Raw genomic sequence first — 18,807 nt, forward strand, 5'->3', positions numbered from 1 at the left:
TCCACTATAATTAAAGTAGAGCCGGGAAAGCCTGGAGTTAGTTTTACTGCGCGTGAGGCGACGTTCCGGACCTACTGCAAAACGTCTCTGCATGGATCATCAACAAGGTCGATTCTATCGGCGGGTGAAGTCTATGAGAGATGCCAGAATAAAACCCAAGCAATTACCTTCTGTCTGTCCATGGTTGTTTTCCCTTCTGATCAACACTCTGTGGATCTCGGATTTGCGGGCGGTTGATTTCGATACGTTCAAGCAGGAAGCGGAGAAAGCCGGGGCGGTGTATGTCGCCTATTCGGACGGAGAGGAGTTTCGCCAACTTTTTGTCGAGGGTAAAGCCAGTGAGGCGATTCATCGTTTGCAGAGCTTGACTCCCGACGACGCCAAGACCGTCTATGACTATTTCATTCTCGGCAACATGCTCTACCAGCTCGACCCGAACGGCAGCTACAGCTATATGATTCGCGCCGAGCGGCTGGAGCCTGACAACCCCATGATCCTCTACGAGAGAGGCATGCATGAACATCGCAACAGCCAGTTTCAAAGTGCGTTGCGCTACTATGAAAGGCTGGTCAGGGCCAGGCCGCAGGGGCTGAATCCCATCGCCTGGGCGTACATCACTCATGCATACCTGATGCAGGGAGACGTGGACAAAGCGTTTAACGCCTGGCGCAAGTCTGATTTCAGCGAGCATCATATCGCCATAGAAAAAGGCATGTATACGCTATTCTCCAATAGCCGTCAGGAGGCGCGCCGAGAGGCGCTTATTCGCGATATTGAGGCGGGGGCGACAGAGAAGCTTTGTGATTTGTGGACGCTGGACTCGAACTGGGAGGTAGACTGGTGGAATCAGCGCCCGAAAGCGGATTACCTGGCGTTCGACAGATCTTTGATCGCCAGGATGGTGACGGATAACGCTTCGCCGCAGGCAGCGCAACTGCGTCTGTGTCAGGACATCGACAGGCTTTCAAAAGAAGAGCTGCTGCAAAGGTTGCAGGCGCTGAAGATTTCTCCGCCAGATAATCAATTGCCCGTTTCCGCCACACTGATCTGGCGTATTTTTGCTCAGCTGACCACAATGGAGGCGGCGACGCCCAACCAGCTGTTCGACAGATACGGCGCGCAACTGAAAAGCTACGCGGCGCAATTTCCCCAAGAGTCCTTGTATTACGACTTGCTTGGCTTCTTATACGCCAATGCGGGCAAGAGCGATGCGTTGAAAGAAGTGGACGAATACGGCTGGAAAATTCTCAAGAAAGAGAAGTTCGCCAACAGTTATGTGATCGGCCTGGGAAGGGAAAATAAAGCTTTTATCCCAACTCTCAATGAGGCGCTGCGGGAATTTCCCAATAGCGCGTTCCTGAATACGATCTATCTGCAGTTCGGCGAAAAGAACAAGCAGACTCTGGCGCGTTATGTGGCGTCCCAGTTTAGCAATGTCAGCGGCTCAACCTATCGCTTGAGCGATTACATGGCGAGCCTGCAGTATGAACTTGAGAATCTGTAGCCGGGTCCCAAGAAAGTCGAGTGCGCGCCAGGTAAGGCGCGCCGGTGAGAATTAGCAACAGGGAGCGTCTGCGCTGACGGAAGAAGAGGCTCCGTCAAACGGGGTTGCGGTTCCGCAGCCCTCAAAAATGCCGTAGTGTCGGCTAAAGTCGCCGATAAACTGAAAATGCCCGGCGAAGCGGGTGTCCTGCAGCATCCGCCAGGTATTGCCGCAGACCGGAAAGCCCCGGCCAGTTTCGATGGCGTGATGTTTGTCGAGAATGAACCGGTGAGGGTGGTCTGGAACAGTCCCTTGATAGATCACCGCCTGCCCGTAGTCCTCACAAGCGGTTTCCAGTTCATCGATTTTGAACAGTCTGTAGGTGGCGGAGTAAAAATTAATACTGCCGATACGGTCCGCCAGACTGTTATCGGTGATGGCCAGTGGTCTGTCCTCCACCAGACGCGGATCGGCGAAGCCGTTCTGATGCGCCAGCCGCAGGAAGTCGTTCCAGTACAGCGCGCCGCCCAGACATTCGCCATAGAGGGTAGGGTCGTCGTGGAGGTCTGCTGGAACCCGTCTGTCGGCATACACATCAGAAAAGTAAAACTCACCGCCGGGCTTCAGCAGGCGATGCAATCCGCGCAATACGGAGGCTTTATCCGGCGACAGATTAATCACGCAATTGGAGACGATGACATCAAAAGACCCAGGCTCAAGATTCAGCTCGTCGAGTTTTTCAATATAACCCTGCAAAAAGCGCACGTTATCAAACCCAAACTGCTCCGCGTGCCAGGCCTGATGGGAGCGAGCGACCTGCAACTGCTCATCCGTCATATCCACGCCGACTACTTCTCCATGCTCACCCACCAACTGAGCCAGCGCATACACATCCCGCCCGGAACCACAGCCCAGATCCAGCACCCGACAGCCTTCCAACAACGGCGGACACACCAGGCCACACCCGTAATAACGGGCGGACACCTCTGGATGAATCCGCGCCAACAAAGGCTTCAACCAGGCGGGAACACGGCTGACATCACAACAGGCGGAAGTTTTCAAGTCAGAAGAACTTTGCAGCTGTTTGCCGTAGTAGTCTTTGACGAGTTCATGCATAAGGCGTTTCCTGGATCTAGTCGTAACAAGGTTAACTGAACAGCCTGAAGGCTAACCCAGAAGTCTAGTCGTTATCCAGATCAAAGGTATCGCCCGCTGGCCAACCGGCTTTCATTACGCCGATCAGATTGTCTACCGTCACCCAGCCTACAACCTCGGCCGTATAGCCAAGCTCCCACTCCTCGCCGTTCCAGTAAACGATATCGTAAGTTCCCATACCATAAGGGTAACGCACCGCCACCAAGTACAATCCCTCGCCAGGAATTTCAGTGTCTTCTTGCCATTTAACAGGCAGGTTAATATTCGTGTCCATAGCGCTTCTCAACCTTTAAATCAAAGCAGTTTAATCATTATTTGGTTTGGGGTAATGCTATCTATCGTTCGCTAAGCGACTTTGATTATGATTGAGGGCGTTTATCTAATAGCGGTATAGCGAAAATGGTGTTTTTTTCTTTAGCGGATACGCCCGAAAAGGCAGTTAATCGCGTTCGAATTTTTATTGTGCTTTCTACACTGTTTTTAATGGTCTCATGTGGAGGAGAGCCATTAGAAGTTAAAACGTATACCAAAGATGGCCTGACGATGACTATCCCTGGTAGTTGGCGTGCGACGGAGGATTCCTATCAAACTTGGGGGACTCGGTTTTTGTCTTTCGATGCCGTGGATGACGCCATTGTAAATGTAGAAATATACACCGCTGAGAATGTCCGGGACTTAAAGAAAGAGGACAATTTTGGCTTGCAGAAGCTGGTCAAGCAATACAATAGGCTTTCGGACTCGTTTTTAGTGGCGGCCAGCGAGAAAAGCGAGCCCGTATTTAGGGAAATTAGCAGGCTTGGCTTAAACGGCATTGAGCAAAGTGGGACCGCTAAGTTTCTGGATATCGATGCGAGCTATGTCAAAGAGTTTTATCTGGTTAACAAAGAAAATGGAGAAGCATTTTTTATCGCGGTCGAAGCATCCCCAGATGAGCATAAGTTGATGAATCAGGAGATTGATCTTTTTTTATCCAAGCTGATTGAGAACTGACGTTGATGGAATTCAGGCATAACGCGTTCGGCGTTGACATAAACACTACGTCATCGCCTCATTAATCAACGACGTCAAAACATGATCCGTCCATTCGCCGTTTATCTTCAGATAGGACCGGGCTTTTCCTTCCACCTCAAAACCCAGGGATTCTAATAATTTGCCGCTGCGGTGATTTTCCGGGCGATAGTTGGCCATGATGCGGTGGAGGCCGTAGTGGTGAAACATGAAGTAGATCCCCGCTGTCAGGGCCTCCTGCATTAAGCCTTTGCCTTGTTCTTGTCCTGCAATGGCGAAGCCCAGGTGGCAGGCCTGGAAGGCGCCGCGCACGATGTTGGAGAAGTTGCAGATGCCGATAACGTCGTCAGACTGTTGGCGGAACATCAATAAGTTCACCGCGTAGCCTTGCTCCATGACCTGAGCCATGTCCGTCAGGCGGCGTAATTGGCCAGAGAAAGTATAGAAATCGTCATCCCGGGCGGGCTCCCAGGGCGTTAAATGGGCCTTGTTGCTTGTGTAGTAATCAAGCACGTTTTGAGCGTAAATAGGAGAAGCCAAGCGTAGGGAAAGGCGTTCTGTCAGCAAGCCTGCGCTGGGAAATAGCTGTAATTCTGGAAGCATTCTTCTATTCCGTAGATAAAATAGATAAATCGGGCTCCTAGTTTACCGAATTACGGCTGTAGAAGGCCTATGTGTAGTGTTAAATTACCGCCCTGAAATTCGCGCTTGCGCAAAACCACAGCCAAAGCGCGCCAGGCGCAGTGCGTTTCATCTCAATTCATCAGAGGGAGATTATTAGGATGGTCAGATTCACGCAGTTTGCCGGCGGCGCGATGGTGGTGATCGCAGCTGCGCTCCTGCTCATCAAAATTTTCAGCGGTGAGAATGCCGGTCTTAGTGATGAATCCATCTACTTTATGTCCCTCTTCCAAGCTTTTCTCGGTGGTCTGGTGATCTACGGGGGACAGTTGAAGATTCAGGGGAAAGAGAACGGCGATAAGATTTTCAGGGCGAGCATCGCCGCAACGCTGTTGTTTTTTGTTATGGCTTATCGCTGGTTTTACAGTGGGGTGTAGCGCGGCGAGTTTTCAAAAGTCTGTAAAGTGCGCTGTTGAAAAACGATGATAACTTGGAAACACCAGCCAGAGGATGCGTTCGTATCCCGTTACATAGAGTGTTATTGGTTTCTTCGCAAAGACCAGGACGATATCGCTCATGACAGCCCCAAACTGAATCCCTGTCCAGAAGCCCATTTAATTATTGCCCCGCCAGAGCAGCCCTATACGTACGGGCTTTGCGAGCGGGAGCTTTCCGGAAAAGGGACGCATCTGAAGCTTCCCAACACCAGCAGTATGACTTTGCATCAGGCGGAGCCGTTCGCCATCCTGGGGGTTAAATTCAAGCCGGGCGCGCTCTATTCAATCGCCAATGGTCTCGCCGCTATTGATGACGTCATCTCTCCGCCGGGTTTTCTGGCTGAAATGCCTGATCTGCTGAGAGAGGATGTTCTCAAAAACGCCGCCGACAACGCTGTAACCGTAGGCCGGAACTTAGATGCATGGTTCAAGGCGCATTCGGACTGCATCAGGGAAGATCGGCATAGCCGGCTTGCGCGAGATGCTCTGGCGCTGCTTGCAACCACGAAAGCGTCTGAACTTGAGACAGGGCTGTATCGTTCTTTGCGGGCGGTGCAGCGCGCCTTTGTGCGGGTGACGGGACTGACGCCGAAACAATATCAGATCATGGTGCGACTGGATGAGCTACTGTTGTATCTATACCAGCAAAATACCGAATCCATGAGCTGGGCGGATGTGGCCGCCATTTTTGGCTTTACTGATCAGCCTCATCTGATCCGATACTTCAAGAAACTGATTGGCGATACGCCTCACGCGTACCGGCAAGCCAAAAATTTAACCATAGATGCTTATGGCGACTTCGATTAAGTCTGGTTTTTCAGGCGGGCGTCGCGAATATGACATATAATCGCCGCCCCAACACGCGCACGGATTATCGAGGTAGTAAATGAGCGATAGCGCATACAGCGATCTGGCGGCGGGCCAGATCGATTCGAGAAACGCAGAAAGGCGTTTCACCCGCAAAGAAGAGTTTCAAACTCAAAAAGAATGGGGCGAGCAGTACTTTGGCGAGAGAATCAACGCGCTGCTGATCACTTTTTCCATGATGCTGCTGACTGCAGTCTGGATGATCACCGTTACGGATCTGACCCGGTATGGCGTGACAGCCGCCGTTGCACTCTCGTATTGCTTACTGGCGAAAGTGCTATTCAGGAAAAAGCGGGAGCTACAACGCTTCAGAGAGGCGCAGGCGATGCGATTCATGCGCCGTAAGCAATGGCTTGACCAGCAGGCCAAGACGGTAGCGTAGTTGAATCTGTGAGTCGATTTGAGCGGAGGCAGGGCGAATGGCTGATATTCAGATAGAAGGCGTTTCACTGGCGGAAATACTCAGCTGGACAGAGGCGGAGTTTGACGCCCTGGTCCTTACCGATAAGCCCCTGGTGGTTAACATCGGCTCCGCATCCGTACTGGGACAGTTCTCATACACAGACAAAATCCTGACTGTCGAACTGGCGCAAATCGACGGCGGAGGCGAGGGCGTTTTGCCCGCCATTACCCGCATCGCGAAAAAAGCGGCGCAAATTAAGAACGCTGAACACATAGAATGCGTCGTACACGCCATCCACTGCGCCAACCCCAACCTGAAATTACGCGCCCATTTGGAGCGCACCGGCTTTGAAATCAAGCAGGTGGAAGGGAAAGGCGAGGCGTATTTTAAGAGGGTTTCTGTTTAGGACATAACGGAACGAATGGGCCCCTAAAGCTAAGCAAGCCTCGCCTTTTTGTTCTACCCTGTGGGTCAAAGAACATAGAAATTACAAGACCTACAACAAGTCGCGGGGGGTCTTCAGCGTGATTAATAAACTCCTGTCCCGTTTTAGGGCCCGTCAGCCGAAAGTTAATGATAGGTCTTTTGATGTCGTTGAGAGGTACGCCTCCGCTAACAGAGATGCATATCAGCAGATCCAGAACGTTAGCGAAGAGAGCATTATTGCTGAATCCAGGAGAGTAGCTCCAATAGTTTCAGACATACTTCGGTCTGTTAAAGAGCTGTTGAAAAGGGAGCGAGTGACGGGAAAGGATATTCAGTCCTATATCTTGGAGCGCCTTGATGAGTTGCAACTCTATCCCGCGATGGCTGGATATGGAGGCTTTCCGGCAGCCATCGGCGTTTCGGTTAACAGCCAACTTATTCACCACCCACCCACGGATGAAGTCATTACAGATGGATCGGTGGTAACGATTGAGCTGGGCGCCTCCTCCACGTCCGCCTATGCTTCTCAGACTTGGACCTTTGTTAAAGGCGATGCGTCAAAGCAGCGCCTGAATATATGCAATGCGGCGCTGGATGCATTGTCCTGCGGTATTGAGAAAGTATGGTCTTCTAATAGAGTGGGGGATATCTCATTTGCGATTCAATCTGCGGTTGAGAACGCTGGATGCCATGTCGTTAGGGAGTATTGTGGATACGGAATGGGAAAAAACAGGATTCAAGACCCTCAAATCCTATGCTTCGGTCGGCCCGATACCGGTCCAAAAGTCCAAGTTGGGCGGATTCTGAATATTCATGTCATGGCCACCGAGAAGAGGGCAAAGATTGAGCATTCAAGTGACGGCTGGGGAGTGAGTAGCGCGCAGGGTGGATTATGTGTGGGGTATAGCGCTATGGTGCTGGTTACAGAGAATGGGCATGAAATCCTGAGTGACATAAACATGTAGCGGCTCCGCAGGAAGCTTTAATAATGTCGCAAAGTAATTACCTTATCAGACAAGTGAAGCTCTAATGGCGATACCCAAGAAAGGCTCCAGAAAGATAATCGTAGATTCGGTGGAATATCGCTGGATAATCAGACATAAACCAACCTATTCCCAAGCAGCGTTTGTAACCGATGCGCTGGCCGGGGTTCAGCTGGCGGATAATACAGGCGCGATATTGGCGATTAGCTTTCCGTTTCCCAGATGCGATAATTGGCTTGAGAGACCTACGGAGCCTGTTACCCCAAAAATGATTGAGGCTTGTATTCGTGCGGCGTTGTCAGAGGGATGGCGTCCTGGGGAGCCGGGCGTTTCGTTTCTGTATAGCCACGCCCCTGCTGCACTTGTTGAATCAATTCAATAACAGGCCGCCCGCATTCGGGCGACTTGCCGTCTTACATGCGTCAGTTAGATATATATCTGACCGCTTTTCACAAATACGGATTTATTGAATAGGTTCATATCCAAAGGGTTGGGCAGCCTGACATCCTTGATCGTCGGTATCGCCCGCTCACCTTCATCAAAGCGTCTGTCTATTTGCGAGATGAAAACCAGGATGCACTTTTTGGCTCTGGCGTAGCTTTTCAGATCTTCGATCTGCTGCTGAAGAGGGGGCTTGTTGCGGTTTTGGTCAAGCAGTTGCAGGTAATCTACGGCGATTAACGACCCTTCGGTAACCCTTTCTTTTGTCTGATTTATTATATAGTCCGCAGATATCTCGTCAGATATATCCAGCGCTAACAGAGGCTGGTTCAGCTCGAATTGCTGGTCAAGCGCGGTGAGTTTTTCAATGAGCGCTTTTTTTGAATATTCCAAAGAAAAAAAGAAGCATTGTCGTCCCTGTTTGATTGCCTGTAATAAAAGCTGCAGAGCCATCGTTGTTTTACCCAGGCCCGGCCTGGCGCCAATCAATAACAAGTCGCCAGGATGCAGGTAATCTAAAAGCTCTTCTGTTGTTTTGGGAGTGAAAGCTTTCACTTTAGGTTGCAAGAGACTCCAGGAGCTAAAGCCCTCAGCCCTGGCTATTTGATCCAAGGCTTCAGTCATGGTGAGGGACTGAGAACGTTTCAGGGCTTTAGCTTTGCCTTTAAGAACATGTACGGGAGCGGTAAGTTTCATATAGAACCTTTAATAACGGGTCTCTAAACATTCCCTTCTTCTGTTTCAAACCCTATTAAAGGTTAGAGGCGGTGATGAACAACTCCGCACTTAAGTGCTTTCCCGTTGAAGGGGGGCGGCGCGAGTCGAGCGCGCTTAAATGTTAACAGACCGCGCTTAATATTCAATGCCGTCCACAAACCCTGTCAGCAGCTCAAATCCCTCACGCCAGTCTCCCAGGTTGGAAGTGGAGTTAATGTGTCCTTTGGGACCAATATTGGTGATGCTGGCTCCCCATTGCTGGGCGCAGCGTTGCGCATAGTCGATGGAGCCGTAAGGATCATCCTGGCTGGCGATGAGGGTTAAAGGCATAGCGGCGTTGTGCTCAAAACCCCGACGAAACCCTTTCGCTTCAGCAGGAAACGCGTCGCTCATCGGGTCGGGAACAGCAACAAGAAAGCCGCCCACCAAGTGCTCACAACCATGCTTGCTGGCCCATTCAAGCAGCAACAAGCAGCCAAGACTATGCGATACCACAACAGTGGGCTGGCTGAGCTGAGCGACCGCCTCGTTCATCTCTTGAACCCACAGATCGCGCTGAGGCGCTTCCCATTCTGAATGCTCCAGCCAGATAGAATTAGGCAGTCTATTCGCCCACATCCTTTGCCAGTGCTGCTCGCCAGAGTTGCCTATCCCTGCCAGGAACAGCCAGTTCACCTTATCAAACTGCATATTTTCACCCTTTTTATTTGTTTCAATCTGCTGCATTGAATTAATCGTCTAAGTTGAAGCAACCTTAGCGGAGCGAATGTAACGGTTTCGATGCAGGGCGTCACTATAAGGAATAAATTTGGGAGAGAGGAAGCAAGTATTATGAGCAGGCGTTCTCTGATTTTGAGTATTTATTAGCTGGGGGGAGCAATGCTTCGATATTCCTGAAGGGCAGTGGATTGTTTACGGTTGAAAGAGATCCCCAAACTGGACCTCTTCCAACTTTACTATCACACCGCAGTCTTGTGCAGACTCACAATCTTCTTCTGGTAAGGCGAGTCGATGACGATTCGGGAAATATTGTCTATTGGTATCAACTTATTCAGCGGCGACAGCGTTTTTTTACCGGCGAATGCGTGAAGCTTTAGCCAGTCTTTGTCATGGTCGAGAATTTTGCCTACATTAAACTGCCCTTCCGAATGAGATTGATGCAGGCAGAGGCTGTCGTTGGTTTCATTGAGTTCGATAAGAATATCCAGGAATGTCTCGCCTTTAATCTGGGGGAGGTTGGCGTTCTGAGAGTTGTCGATCAGGCTGGCGATCGCTTTGTGTTCTCTGTTGCGGTATGAATAAAGCCGGTTAACTCTTCATCGTGGCAGTTTCTTTCTATGGAGACCAACTCTTGGTTTTCTTTTAAGGCGTTGTGTTCTTTTACGAGCATAATGTTTCAGAAGGCATGTGGTGTTGTTGTCATTATAGGGGGGAAGGTGATTAATGCCACTGGAACGCTTCTAAAACTGCCCTCGGAAACGGCCTGACATGTGCAGGCCCTGGCGTTGCAGCCAAATAGAAGGAAGCTATTTGGCTGCCTGATTAATAGTAATTGCACTTGTTCTATTAATCCAAGAATTGTGAATCTAGTGGCGCGCTGCTCTGGCTCATGTCGAGCCAGTATTCATCATTCGTTGAAATCCGCCATCATTGATAAAGTTGCTTGCCTCGACACGTTTGCAGTTTCCGCTTGATTCAAAAAGCATATTCACCAGTTCTTCTACGGTATGGCTTTTTGCCCCTAAAGCAACACGTGTTCCTAACTGGTCGTCGGTAAACGCGGTTAGCGCTTCGTTCTTGGCGCTGGCGTACTCTCCAGGTGAGCTGAAAATTTCTTTGTCCCAATCATGCTGGGCAGAGAGTTGTGCGAGTTTTGTCGCTAGCTCGCCGCTAATACTTGTAAATGGGGTTGCTTCAACATTATTTAGCTCAGATATCTTCGTTTCCAGAGCCGCCAATGGATTATCCGCAGTATATAGTAGTTCCTCATTCGCCAACCCGAAGTTGTCTTTGATTCTTTGATCGTCTGAGCTGCTCAATATAGGCTCTGCCGCGGAAATGCCTTGCTTGATGTGTGTAATCAGAGCGCATACATGAATACTTTGAAAGTCATCTCCCATTAGCTCCTTGGCTGCGCTGGCGACGTTATATACAAAAACAGGTTTCCCTTCGGCTTCTAACCTATCAATAAGAGCACCGGCATTAGGTCCAATGAGTGACTGTGCATTGATCTCAAAACTATCCTTGGCATGGAAATCTTCTGGGTGGCCAACCCTGGGCTCGCCCATCCCGACGTTATGAATCTTTCCATCATTTTTGAGAGAGGATAAGGTATTCATATAAGCATTCAGGTCATTGTGGGAGAGTTGCTCTGGATTATGGACCAATGCTTGATCAATATAGCCCCCTAGTTTATTGGATACTTCGCTCAGGTGTTCTCCCAATTTGGATGTTTCTGTTCCCACCACTTTATATATGATGTTGAATTCTTCTCTGGGAATATCGCTTTTCGCCATGGCGGAGGCTAAGTGCTCCAGGGTATTGCCGTAGGTATCCCCGGCGTCCAAGGTCCTGTAACCTGCAGAGATGGCGCTTGCAATATGGTTTTCATTCTTACCATTCAAACCGAAGATAACATTATTTTCACCGCCTATTTGACCTTGCCTAGGTTCTGGCCGTGATGGTTGGTTTCCTCCTACCGGGTGAGCCGCTTGGTTGGCCATTGTCTGTTGAATACTGAAATTTCCGGCCGTATGCCCTTGTAATCTATCCATCAAATTCCCCTCACTGTTCTGGTATTTAAGAGTTGGCTATTCGCAAAGGATGCACAGAATCACTTTGGCGGCATTACCCCTACACTGTGAGTAACAATTTTCCAGAACCAGTTGCGTCAAGCACATGGCGATGATTTTATGTACAGATAAAGGGTTAACAGAAAGCCCGATATTCCGGCGGTTGTGAAATCCCGTCTCACCCCCTAGCATAAGCCTCGGTTGTTGGGGCCTTGCGTCTCATTTTTTCGTTTCTTTGATATCGGACTCACTGCGCCATGATGCCCGCTGTTCCTCTTCCTTTTGTGATTGCGCTATTGCTGGCGATTCTGTTGTTTCAGCTTATTCGTCAGAACGAGCCGTCTTTGCGTCCAGCGATAATATTTACGGCGGCTTGTACGCTAATGGTGATCATCGGGGGGCTGCGTTGGACCTTTGACGTCCGTTTTATTCGCTTTCTTCAACCTGTCATGGCCTCCATGCTGCCCGCAATCGCTTGGTATTGTTTTACCGGAGCTGAGGCTTCCTCTCGTATAAAATTTTGGCTGCATCTGGCGCCAGTCGGCGTGGTGACGGTGCTCTCTTTCACCTGGGCGTACTGGTTTCCGCCCATAGATCTATTGTTGGCGGGATTGTATTTCGTCTACGGCGTCGCCTTGATACGCATGGCGTCTCGTGGACCGGATGCGTTGCCGGTCATCCGTTTCAGCGAGACGCTGCAAGCGCTTAAAGCCACAAAAATTGCAGGGTGTACGCTGATTATCTCCGCAGTAAGCGATGTGCTGATCGCCGGGGATTTTGATTTTTACCAGGGCGCCCACGCCGCGACGATTGTCGCCGTCGTACAGTTGCTGCTGTTGCCGGTGATTGTTTATGGCGTGGTGACTTTCGGCCGGAGTATTCCTGAAGGAGAGGGCGGCGCTATTAGTCCTACTGGCGAGAGTGCTCCCGTTATGCCGGAGAACGTCGCAGATAACCTTATTGAGAGCATCCCTCAGCCAGAAATGGAGCCTGTAACGTCCCAGGAGGCCAGTTCTGAATCAGGCGCAGATGACCAGCAGATCATTCAACATATTGATCAGATAATGCGTCAGCAACAGCTGTTTCGCGATCCGGACCTGAACCTGAATCGTCTGGCGCGACGAGCGGGGATTCCATCACGGCAGATTTCCGGGGCGATTAATCGGGTATACGGCCGTAATGTTTCTCAGGTCGTGAACGAATATCGCATCGAAGAAGCCAAGCGGCTGTTGCAGGAGACGGACCTTCCCGTCACCAGCCTCTTGTTTGAAGCGGGTTTCCAAACCAAATCGAACTTCAACCGCGAGTTTCAGCGGGTCGCTGGCATGACGCCGAGCGACTATCGCCGCTCGGTTTCATCTGGCGAATAAATACGCGTTTTTCATGTTTTATAGCGCGGTGATTTTTTCTGCGAAAGCCTGCTCCAGGAAGGCGATAACTTGGCTTGCCACCTGCTGATGAATCTCCTCTCTGCTGCGACCATCGCCGTCTTTGCAGATAATGCCGTCGCCGGGAACCTCTTCTTCCAGCATTTCCACCGCACCGGGTTTGCAGCGTTGCATGAAACTGAAATGGGCGGCGTCAGCAATCTCAATGTATTGAGTCTGCGCGGGAGGAAGGTGGGCGACCAAATAGCCGGACTCCATACGGGCGGGTAAGTCGCCGATATCCACGCCCGCCCCGAATATCAGCACGGGTATTGGCGCCGCCGCCAGACTGGCGGGCGTAAAGCCGCGGGCAAGACCCAGGTCCAGTGAGACCACCGCCCGCACCCGATGATTCAGCATGCTGGCCTCAAGGGACGTTTTGGCCGCGCCTTCAGTGTTCAAGCCCAACTCATCGCTTAGCCCGCAAACCCGGGGATTGGGATGCGCCTGGCACTCTGCGGCGAAGTGCGCCTGGTCGAAGCGGGCGCCCGCCAGAGCCATCACTGTCCAGCCTCCAAGCGAATGGCCGACGGCGGCGATGCGATCTGGATTGATCTCTCCCGCCAGCTGCGGATGCGCCAATATAAAATCAATCACCCGACTGAGATCATGAGGGCGCTCCCATAACGTCGCCGCCTGTGCAGGACGTCTGTCGAAAGTCGTCGTGCCGGGATGATCCGGCGCGGCGACTACATACCCCTGAGCCGCCAACTCCGCCGCCAGCCAGTTAAGATTGCGCCAATTACCGCCATAACCATGGGACAGCACCACCAACGAGTGAGCGCCTTGCGCCGGTTCCGCGTCGGGGACCGCTCGCACGCCGATAAAAGCCCGGTTCTCGCCTACGGATATCGTTGATGTTCCTGTTGCTTCGGATGATTCTAGTGCCTGCGTCGGATACCAAATACTGACATGCAAAGGTCGGTTCGCAGAGGCGTCCGCCACCTGCGTTTCACGAAAACCAATGGGCTCGGCGAAGAGATTTGCGCTGGTGAGCAGGGCTAAAATGAGGCTAAAAAATATGGGGCTGTGCATGATTGGGTCTCGTTTATTCAGGGAGCCTTTATTAAGCGCGAGAAGAGCGTATGGCGAGACCTAAAACAGGATCGAGGACGTGAAGTGCTTGCTATATCTGGCTTTGCGGCGGGTATTGGACTTGAAAACAGAGCCCCCTGGAGGGGCTCAGGAGAATCACTAAGCCGGTCCTATATCTGATTGGACAGCTCGTTCTTCAGCTCATCTCTTAATTCATCCGGCGGCATGATCCAGCTCGAATCATCCATCAGGGCGGGGAAGACATTTACGTGCAGACCATCCTGTTGCAGTCCGGGAATCCACTTGTTCAAGAAGTGGGGCAACGCGATGCTTTTAGGCGTCAATTTCTCACCCAGGTCATTAGCATATTCTCTGGCGAATTCCTCTGCGGGCCAGATAGGCAGGTATTCAAAATCCTCTTCTTCCGAAAACAGCTTCAAAAACTGGTTATCGTCGTTAATCAGAATCCAGATCTCTTTGCTATCCACCATGTTCATCAGTGAATAGTCGTATCTTTCATCGCAGCTTAGTTGCAGTATTTGCTCAATCTGATCTTGATTCATGCGCTTTCTCAATTAATCAACGGAATGCTGGCGCCATTACAGGCTGGCCTGTCGCTCGCAGGCCGTAGCCGCTTAGGATACAACGGTGAGAGACGGATTGCGCTGTAAATGTTTGGGTTATCGAGTTGTAGCGGGTATGGCGTGCAGCGGTACAATCGGCCGCCGTTCTGGCCACACGAAATATTTGAGTCGCGACCACCAATCCATCTGAAACGCCTCAAATCGTGATGGCGTGAATAACGACTCATAAAAGATATGCTTCTCCAGGCGTGTGGTGTTGGCCTGCAAGTCCCAGGCGATCAGGACAACAGACTTTTTCGCAGACCAGATAGAATCAAACGCAAGCAACACCTCACCGCTGGGCAGTAGACCTAGAGCACGACTTTCGTGATGAACGGGCATCTGGGAGAGCGGGGCGTTCGGGTCAAAGTTGAATGATGGATCGGCGGACACTATTCGTTTCATGTCTTCCTCTGTTGGACTCTTGCGCTCCGCGATAATTTGCCCACTGGCGTCGATGATTTGATAAGAGTCGCCGTCATTTTTTGGCTTTTTGAAAAACAGAGTTGGCGATATACGATCTATCCCTCGTGTATCCAGAGCGTTGTATGAGACAGGCTCAACACTGCTGTCCGCGTCAGGAACTCCGTCTGGCTGTTCTGAACTTCCGCGTCTGCATCGTTGTGCTGTTGACCAGGAATAGGGTTCGATTTCTAGCTGTAAAGTGCGAGAAAGACAGACAAGATAGTCAGGGTCTTGTGCTTGCCTTGACATAATGTAGCCCGCGGTAAGGGTGTGGTCGCTTGTGATATTCGCATAGTCGAGGGCTAGTTTATCCGGCTCAAGGCCAAACAGTGTGAGCGCCTTAGAGTTCAGGTCGTAATCCAACAGAAAACCGGGACGCTCAATGGTTCTGTTATCGCCAAGAATATACCAGATTCTTTTACCCTCAATGAGCATGTGAACGCGGGACTTGGTCATATCTGCATACGATATCTTCAACAAGGTCGTTTCTGAACCAAACAAATACTGTAAAAAACATAATATGAATAGAATTGAGGCGACTCCCAAGAAAGCCAGCGTCGATAATATGATGTTTGTTTTCATTAATTATTGTTCTCTAAAAATAACGACGGCTTGAACGTAATCTCATAGTTTAGGCGAGAACTGCAGGGCTGGCGAAGTATGGGGAGTAAAGTACGAGGGAAGGTGGGAAGGTGGGAAAGAGGGAAGAGAGGGCGCAAATTGAAAATGGAACGCGGTTATATAGATCCGCCCTTCGACAGGCTCAGGGCGAACGGACGGGAGTTCATAGAAAACTGGCCGCCCCGCCGATAACTACGCCAGCGCCTTAAAGTAATTTTCCCGATGGATATCCAACAGCTCAACGCACAACTGGCAGTCGCCACTCAATAGCTCTTTTTGGTACGCCTCGCGAAGCGCCTGCAGACACAAATCGCCGACCAGCTGCTTCTGCTCCTGACTCCTGCCAGCAAGAAGCGCAACCTTCAAATGAACGAAAGACCTCCCGATATCACCGTCCCCGATAACATACTCGGTAGCCTCATACGCCCGCGACTTAATGTCATTCAACGAAAACTCGCCCGTACTCATCATTCTGGTGTGAATGTCATTGAACAACCGCTGAAAATCAGCAGCGCCACGCAAGTTAGAGGTATATTCCAAAGTCAAATGCGGCATATTTACTTCACCTTGTACGTTAACGATTACATCGGACGCTCAATTAGAAACAGCATGAGCAGCCCAAAAATATGGATGGGGACAAGCGCAGATTCAGGCGCATTATGCGCCGAAAAAATATCGGTGAGAACCTTACAGCGAGTCGTGGCCAAATTCTAATATCTGCTCGCCAAATACCTCTATGGAAGCTTTCTGGATGCTTTTTAACGCCATCGCTGCCCCCATTTGATCATTCGCATAGAAGAACTCATCATCTTCTGTCGCCTCTGGGTTTGTAGCCTTCAGATGACACATTTCCTTGTAGTGAACAAGAGCCTGAATAGCATACCTTGCTTCACTTTCAGTCAACACTACGCTAACCCGTTTGACTAAGCTGCTCATATTGGTTGTAAATCTCCTGGAGTTCTAATTTTGAAGTACTTTTCGCTCAGTGGTACTGCTACTTCTCTTCATCCAACAGCCCCTGCTGTTTCCGCTCAGTGTAATCACGCGACCTTTCAGAAATAAAGGCGGCGCTCCTGATATCGTTGGTTGCTTTGGCCAACCTATAGGCCTTGCTCAGGAGATGACGATCACTACTCCAGTCGCCTTCATCGTAGGCGACAACAGAAATGACTTCTTCCAGCTGAATCCGGCCTTGATCGAAATGCGCTTTCAATGCAGAAACAGCCTCTTCTTCAGTACTGGCGGGAACAACAGTACGGCCGAATATATACGTCGAACCGTCATCACTGAGACCGCATCCTTCCAGCGCTGTAACTTTGGTGTCTATGACCCAGAAAATCTTCATCAATGCTCCGTTCTTATCCACCTTGGGCTACACTAAGTCTTGCAACTCGTTGCCGTCATTGTTTTCACTTTAGCCAGTCATTAACGAACTTCGAGCGCCTCACATATGATGACCCACAACGAGTGATTCTACACCCCCCGTTCGCCCTGAGCCTGTCGAAGGGCCTCCCAGAGCGCTTACTAACCAGCCCCAGCGGTGAAAACGTGACGTTGACTTAAACTTCGGTGTCCATCCCAATCCCGGCTTGTTCCAACCAATAGCCCTTAAGCAACATCTGCCGGACAGTTTTTAATTTTTGTGTAGGTTTTTGTAAAATGTTTAATATATAAATTACGGTTATATATTTATTGTTTTGTGTTTTATGCCGCCAATAATGTTTTTCGGTAGACTTATGGAAGTGTTAGGAAAGTGAGCTATTCTGTTATTTGAACAAGTCACTCATAATGTAGAGGGGGGTGGGTGGTTTAAGGCCTAAATAGCTTGCTGTAGTTAAAGGAGGGGCTAACATGACTAAAAAAGAAGGTGTAGATAGACGTAGAGGTTCTACGTTGTGGGGTATAAATCAGTTTAGGTCTGATGCATTGTCTCAGCTCTTGAATGACCTACTTTGTAGGGAAAACGTGGGTTTTGAAGATGCTCAATGTGATAAAGTTAAACAAGCCCTAGGCGAGATTGTGAATGCTGCCACTGCAATTCCTGATGGAAACTTCTTGCAAAGGACGGTTTGGAAAGAGATGCAAGACTTTGCAGATATTTATGCGAGGTGGAATTCTCATTCTGGCAATGATCCCAAATTTATAAAGAGACGGCAAACTGAACTTAAGAAGCTTAGAAGCAAAAGAAATAAAATTGCACGACGAATGAGAAATAATCAACGAATATTAGAGAAAGAATTGGACCTCAAGTTTGTTGAAGGAATTTATGGATCTATGGATGACCTTGTAAGAGCCTTGCCGGAGGTGTTCACAAACTTAGCTAAAGCTGTAGAAAGGTTCTCCCAAAGAAAAGACTAATACTACGGATATGGCCGGATTCCTATTTATAGGCCGGCCATGCACTCTTTATTTTGTATATAAGCCGAAAAAGCGCAGTCGTATCTGTCTCAAACAGAAGTCTGGAGATGCTCGGAGCATATTTCGAGTTGTCCACCAAAGTGCTAAACCATTGGCCTTCTTTATTTGGTCTTTGCTTGGTTCAGTTGCACCAACAAACTCAGCAAGAAAAAGAATAGCTCTCGCGAACTAAATTCTACTGCGCCACTTATCACCGTTCGCCCTGAGCCTGTCGAAGGGCCTCCCAGAGCGTTATTCCATATTCTAACCAGCCCGTGTTGAAAACAATCAGGCTTTTTACTTTAGTGGCCAACTAATTTACGTATCCACCTGTGTTGAGCCGGTGGCATCATTAAGAGCCCTTCGACAGGCTCAGGGCGAACGGGGAATCGGCAGAGTCTGTGTTTGTGCTATTGGCCGATAAACTTGGCCGTTTTGAAGTGGGCTTATAGCCTCCATATTTCAAAAGGCTGAAGCAGTATTTCGCACAATTGAATTTGCTCCATTCACAAGTCTGCGTCACTCACTTTTCCCAATACCCACCACCCCTCCTATATTTTCTCTTTAGCCTTATGCGACATTTTGTCACACCCTTGCAAGCCCACGGTTATCAGCTTAATCCTTGTTTCTTACCTCAAATTTTGAATTTAGGTTGTAGGGACTATTGTGAAACTGACGATCCGTTACTAGAGTGTTTTTTGATCAGAGCTGGCTGATTAATCGGTTGGTCGGTTACTGATGTGAGCGACCGGACAAAATCCGGGCTCTATAACTACTAAATAGGCCTAATAAAACGTTTGCTTTTCCTTGCGGCGGCCCACTGACCGTGGTTGTCCGGCTGTAGTG

At 49.8% G+C, this 18,807-nt stretch carries 23 protein-coding genes; 11 read left to right on the forward strand and 12 right to left on the reverse strand.

Annotated features, from left to right (window positions below; translation table 11 throughout):
• Positions 1–133: 133 nt before the first annotated feature.
• Entirely contained in the window at positions 134–1,504 is a 1,371-nt protein-coding gene (locus HCH_RS13455) for a hypothetical protein (protein WP_011396825.1), read from the forward strand.
• A gap of 51 nt (positions 1,505–1,555) precedes the next feature.
• Here the strand turns inward: HCH_RS13455 and HCH_RS13460 are convergent, their stop codons facing one another.
• Positions 1,556–2,599, reverse strand: coding sequence for a methyltransferase domain-containing protein (locus tag HCH_RS13460; protein ID WP_011396826.1), 1,044 nt, complete (start codon positions 2,597–2,599; stop codon positions 1,556–1,558).
• A 64-nt stretch (positions 2,600–2,663) separates the two neighbouring features.
• Entirely contained in the window at positions 2,664–2,912 is a 249-nt protein-coding gene (locus tag HCH_RS13465) for a hypothetical protein (RefSeq protein ID WP_011396827.1), read from the reverse strand.
• A gap of 125 nt (positions 2,913–3,037) precedes the next feature.
• Between HCH_RS13465 and HCH_RS13470 the strand changes: the two genes are divergently transcribed.
• Positions 3,038–3,628: a hypothetical protein gene (locus tag HCH_RS13470; protein WP_011396828.1), complete on the forward strand. Its 591-nt coding sequence runs from the start codon at positions 3,038–3,040 to the stop codon at positions 3,626–3,628.
• A 45-nt stretch (positions 3,629–3,673) separates the two neighbouring features.
• Here HCH_RS13470 and rimJ read toward each other — a convergent pair whose 3' ends face one another.
• Positions 3,674–4,249: a ribosomal protein S5-alanine N-acetyltransferase gene (gene rimJ, locus HCH_RS13475; RefSeq protein ID WP_011396829.1), complete on the reverse strand. Its 576-nt coding sequence runs from the start codon at positions 4,247–4,249 to the stop codon at positions 3,674–3,676.
• A gap of 179 nt (positions 4,250–4,428) precedes the next feature.
• On the opposite strand from rimJ, the gene HCH_RS13480 reads away from it, so the two are divergent.
• The 6 genes from HCH_RS13480 to HCH_RS13505 all read left to right on the forward strand — a co-directional run bounded on the left by HCH_RS13480 (position 4,429) and on the right by HCH_RS13505 (position 7,825).
• A complete protein-coding gene (locus tag HCH_RS13480; protein WP_011396831.1) occupies positions 4,429–4,704 on the forward strand; it encodes a hypothetical protein in 276 nt (91 codons plus the stop codon).
• 45 nt (positions 4,705–4,749) lie between these two features.
• On the forward strand, positions 4,750–5,571 hold the full coding sequence (locus tag HCH_RS13485) for a helix-turn-helix domain-containing protein (RefSeq protein WP_011396832.1): 822 nt from the start codon (positions 4,750–4,752) through the stop codon (positions 5,569–5,571).
• A 79-nt stretch (positions 5,572–5,650) separates the two neighbouring features.
• The gene (locus HCH_RS13490; RefSeq protein ID WP_011396833.1) at positions 5,651–6,013 is read left to right on the forward strand and encodes a hypothetical protein; all 363 of its coding nucleotides are present in this window, start codon (positions 5,651–5,653) and stop codon (positions 6,011–6,013) included.
• 37 nt (positions 6,014–6,050) lie between these two features.
• Positions 6,051–6,440, forward strand: coding sequence for a hypothetical protein (locus HCH_RS13495; RefSeq protein ID WP_011396835.1), 390 nt, complete (start codon positions 6,051–6,053; stop codon positions 6,438–6,440).
• 118 nt (positions 6,441–6,558) lie between these two features.
• A complete protein-coding gene (locus HCH_RS13500; protein WP_011396836.1) occupies positions 6,559–7,425 on the forward strand; it encodes a type I methionyl aminopeptidase in 867 nt (288 codons plus the stop codon).
• A 64-nt stretch (positions 7,426–7,489) separates the two neighbouring features.
• A complete protein-coding gene (locus HCH_RS13505) occupies positions 7,490–7,825 on the forward strand; it encodes a hypothetical protein (protein ID WP_041598644.1) in 336 nt (111 codons plus the stop codon).
• A 44-nt stretch (positions 7,826–7,869) separates the two neighbouring features.
• On the opposite strand, the gene HCH_RS13510 is transcribed toward HCH_RS13505, so the two are convergent.
• A complete protein-coding gene (locus HCH_RS13510; RefSeq protein WP_011396838.1) occupies positions 7,870–8,580 on the reverse strand; it encodes a DNA helicase in 711 nt (236 codons plus the stop codon).
• 156 nt (positions 8,581–8,736) lie between these two features.
• The gene (locus tag HCH_RS13515) at positions 8,737–9,291 is read right to left on the reverse strand and encodes an RBBP9/YdeN family alpha/beta hydrolase (RefSeq protein ID WP_011396839.1); all 555 of its coding nucleotides are present in this window, start codon (positions 9,289–9,291) and stop codon (positions 8,737–8,739) included.
• 467 nt (positions 9,292–9,758) lie between these two features.
• Here HCH_RS13515 and HCH_RS34250 point away from each other — a divergent pair, with 467 nt between their 5' ends.
• Entirely contained in the window at positions 9,759–9,899 is a 141-nt protein-coding gene (locus tag HCH_RS34250; protein WP_158304959.1) for a hypothetical protein, read from the forward strand.
• A 309-nt stretch (positions 9,900–10,208) separates the two neighbouring features.
• On the opposite strand, the gene HCH_RS13525 is transcribed toward HCH_RS34250, so the two are convergent.
• A complete protein-coding gene (locus HCH_RS13525) occupies positions 10,209–11,375 on the reverse strand; it encodes an aldo/keto reductase (RefSeq protein ID WP_011396841.1) in 1,167 nt (388 codons plus the stop codon).
• A 275-nt stretch (positions 11,376–11,650) separates the two neighbouring features.
• On the opposite strand from HCH_RS13525, the gene HCH_RS13530 reads away from it, so the two are divergent.
• Positions 11,651–12,763, forward strand: coding sequence for a helix-turn-helix domain-containing protein (locus tag HCH_RS13530; RefSeq protein WP_011396842.1), 1,113 nt, complete (start codon positions 11,651–11,653; stop codon positions 12,761–12,763).
• An 18-nt stretch (positions 12,764–12,781) separates the two neighbouring features.
• Here HCH_RS13530 and HCH_RS13535 read toward each other — a convergent pair whose 3' ends face one another.
• The 6 genes from HCH_RS13535 to HCH_RS13560 all read right to left on the reverse strand — a co-directional run bounded on the left by HCH_RS13535 (position 12,782) and on the right by HCH_RS13560 (position 16,909).
• On the reverse strand, positions 12,782–13,855 hold the full coding sequence (locus HCH_RS13535; protein WP_011396843.1) for an alpha/beta hydrolase family protein: 1,074 nt from the start codon (positions 13,853–13,855) through the stop codon (positions 12,782–12,784).
• A 170-nt stretch (positions 13,856–14,025) separates the two neighbouring features.
• Complete coding sequence (locus HCH_RS13540; RefSeq protein ID WP_011396844.1) at positions 14,026–14,418, reverse strand: DUF2750 domain-containing protein; 393 nt, start codon at positions 14,416–14,418, stop codon at positions 14,026–14,028.
• Positions 14,419–14,535: 117 nt separating this feature from the next.
• Positions 14,536–15,525, reverse strand: a complete 990-nt coding sequence (locus HCH_RS13545) for a hypothetical protein (protein WP_011396846.1) — start codon at positions 15,523–15,525, stop codon at positions 14,536–14,538.
• Positions 15,526–15,756: 231 nt separating this feature from the next.
• The gene (locus HCH_RS13550; RefSeq protein ID WP_011396848.1) at positions 15,757–16,119 is read right to left on the reverse strand and encodes a 5-carboxymethyl-2-hydroxymuconate Delta-isomerase; all 363 of its coding nucleotides are present in this window, start codon (positions 16,117–16,119) and stop codon (positions 15,757–15,759) included.
• Between the two features lie 132 nt (positions 16,120–16,251).
• Positions 16,252–16,500: a hypothetical protein gene (locus HCH_RS13555; protein WP_011396850.1), complete on the reverse strand. Its 249-nt coding sequence runs from the start codon at positions 16,498–16,500 to the stop codon at positions 16,252–16,254.
• Between the two features lie 58 nt (positions 16,501–16,558).
• Complete coding sequence (locus HCH_RS13560; RefSeq protein WP_011396851.1) at positions 16,559–16,909, reverse strand: hypothetical protein; 351 nt, start codon at positions 16,907–16,909, stop codon at positions 16,559–16,561.
• Between the two features lie 506 nt (positions 16,910–17,415).
• Between HCH_RS13560 and HCH_RS13565 the strand changes: the two genes are divergently transcribed.
• Positions 17,416–17,922 (forward strand): hypothetical protein, encoded by a 507-nt coding sequence (locus HCH_RS13565; protein WP_041598648.1) that lies wholly within the window; start codon positions 17,416–17,418, stop codon positions 17,920–17,922.
• Positions 17,923–18,807: the final 885 nt, after the last annotated feature.

The organism is Hahella chejuensis KCTC 2396 (assembly GCF_000012985.1).
In the GTDB taxonomy this organism is placed as follows: domain Bacteria; phylum Pseudomonadota; class Gammaproteobacteria; order Pseudomonadales; family Oleiphilaceae; genus Hahella; species Hahella chejuensis.

Excerpts from the sequence above, each read along its gene's own strand:
- HCH_RS13555 (WP_011396850.1), bottom strand. The coding sequence starts at position 16,500 with ATGAGCAGCTTAGTCAAACGGGTTAGCGTAGTGTTGACTGAAAGTGAA.
- HCH_RS13480 (WP_011396831.1), top strand. The coding sequence starts at position 4,429 with ATGGTCAGATTCACGCAGTTTGCCGGCGGCGCGATGGTGGTGATCGCA.
- HCH_RS13460 (WP_011396826.1), bottom strand. The coding sequence starts at position 2,599 with ATGCATGAACTCGTCAAAGACTACTACGGCAAACAGCTGCAAAGTTCT.
- HCH_RS13540 (WP_011396844.1), bottom strand. The coding sequence starts at position 14,418 with ATGAATCAAGATCAGATTGAGCAAATACTGCAACTAAGCTGCGATGAA.
- HCH_RS13510 (WP_011396838.1), bottom strand. The coding sequence starts at position 8,580 with ATGAAACTTACCGCTCCCGTACATGTTCTTAAAGGCAAAGCTAAAGCC.
- HCH_RS13550 (WP_011396848.1), bottom strand. The coding sequence starts at position 16,119 with ATGCCGCATTTGACTTTGGAATATACCTCTAACTTGCGTGGCGCTGCT.
- HCH_RS13515 (WP_011396839.1), bottom strand. The coding sequence starts at position 9,291 with ATGCAGTTTGATAAGGTGAACTGGCTGTTCCTGGCAGGGATAGGCAAC.
- HCH_RS34250 (WP_158304959.1), top strand. The coding sequence starts at position 9,759 with ATGCAGGCAGAGGCTGTCGTTGGTTTCATTGAGTTCGATAAGAATATC.
- HCH_RS13565 (WP_041598648.1), top strand. The coding sequence starts at position 17,416 with ATGACTAAAAAAGAAGGTGTAGATAGACGTAGAGGTTCTACGTTGTGG.
- HCH_RS13560 (WP_011396851.1), bottom strand. The coding sequence starts at position 16,909 with ATGAAGATTTTCTGGGTCATAGACACCAAAGTTACAGCGCTGGAAGGA.
- HCH_RS13490 (WP_011396833.1), top strand. The coding sequence starts at position 5,651 with ATGAGCGATAGCGCATACAGCGATCTGGCGGCGGGCCAGATCGATTCG.
- rimJ (WP_011396829.1), bottom strand. The coding sequence starts at position 4,249 with ATGCTTCCAGAATTACAGCTATTTCCCAGCGCAGGCTTGCTGACAGAA.
- HCH_RS13545 (WP_011396846.1), bottom strand. The coding sequence starts at position 15,525 with ATGAAAACAAACATCATATTATCGACGCTGGCTTTCTTGGGAGTCGCC.
- HCH_RS13495 (WP_011396835.1), top strand. The coding sequence starts at position 6,051 with ATGGCTGATATTCAGATAGAAGGCGTTTCACTGGCGGAAATACTCAGC.
- HCH_RS13525 (WP_011396841.1), bottom strand. The coding sequence starts at position 11,375 with ATGGATAGATTACAAGGGCATACGGCCGGAAATTTCAGTATTCAACAG.
- HCH_RS13530 (WP_011396842.1), top strand. The coding sequence starts at position 11,651 with ATGATGCCCGCTGTTCCTCTTCCTTTTGTGATTGCGCTATTGCTGGCG.
- HCH_RS13505 (WP_041598644.1), top strand. The coding sequence starts at position 7,490 with ATGGCGATACCCAAGAAAGGCTCCAGAAAGATAATCGTAGATTCGGTG.
- HCH_RS13535 (WP_011396843.1), bottom strand. The coding sequence starts at position 13,855 with ATGCACAGCCCCATATTTTTTAGCCTCATTTTAGCCCTGCTCACCAGC.
- HCH_RS13485 (WP_011396832.1), top strand. The coding sequence starts at position 4,750 with ATGATAACTTGGAAACACCAGCCAGAGGATGCGTTCGTATCCCGTTAC.
- HCH_RS13455 (WP_011396825.1), top strand. The coding sequence starts at position 134 with ATGAGAGATGCCAGAATAAAACCCAAGCAATTACCTTCTGTCTGTCCA.
- HCH_RS13470 (WP_011396828.1), top strand. The coding sequence starts at position 3,038 with ATGGTGTTTTTTTCTTTAGCGGATACGCCCGAAAAGGCAGTTAATCGC.
- HCH_RS13465 (WP_011396827.1), bottom strand. The coding sequence starts at position 2,912 with ATGGACACGAATATTAACCTGCCTGTTAAATGGCAAGAAGACACTGAA.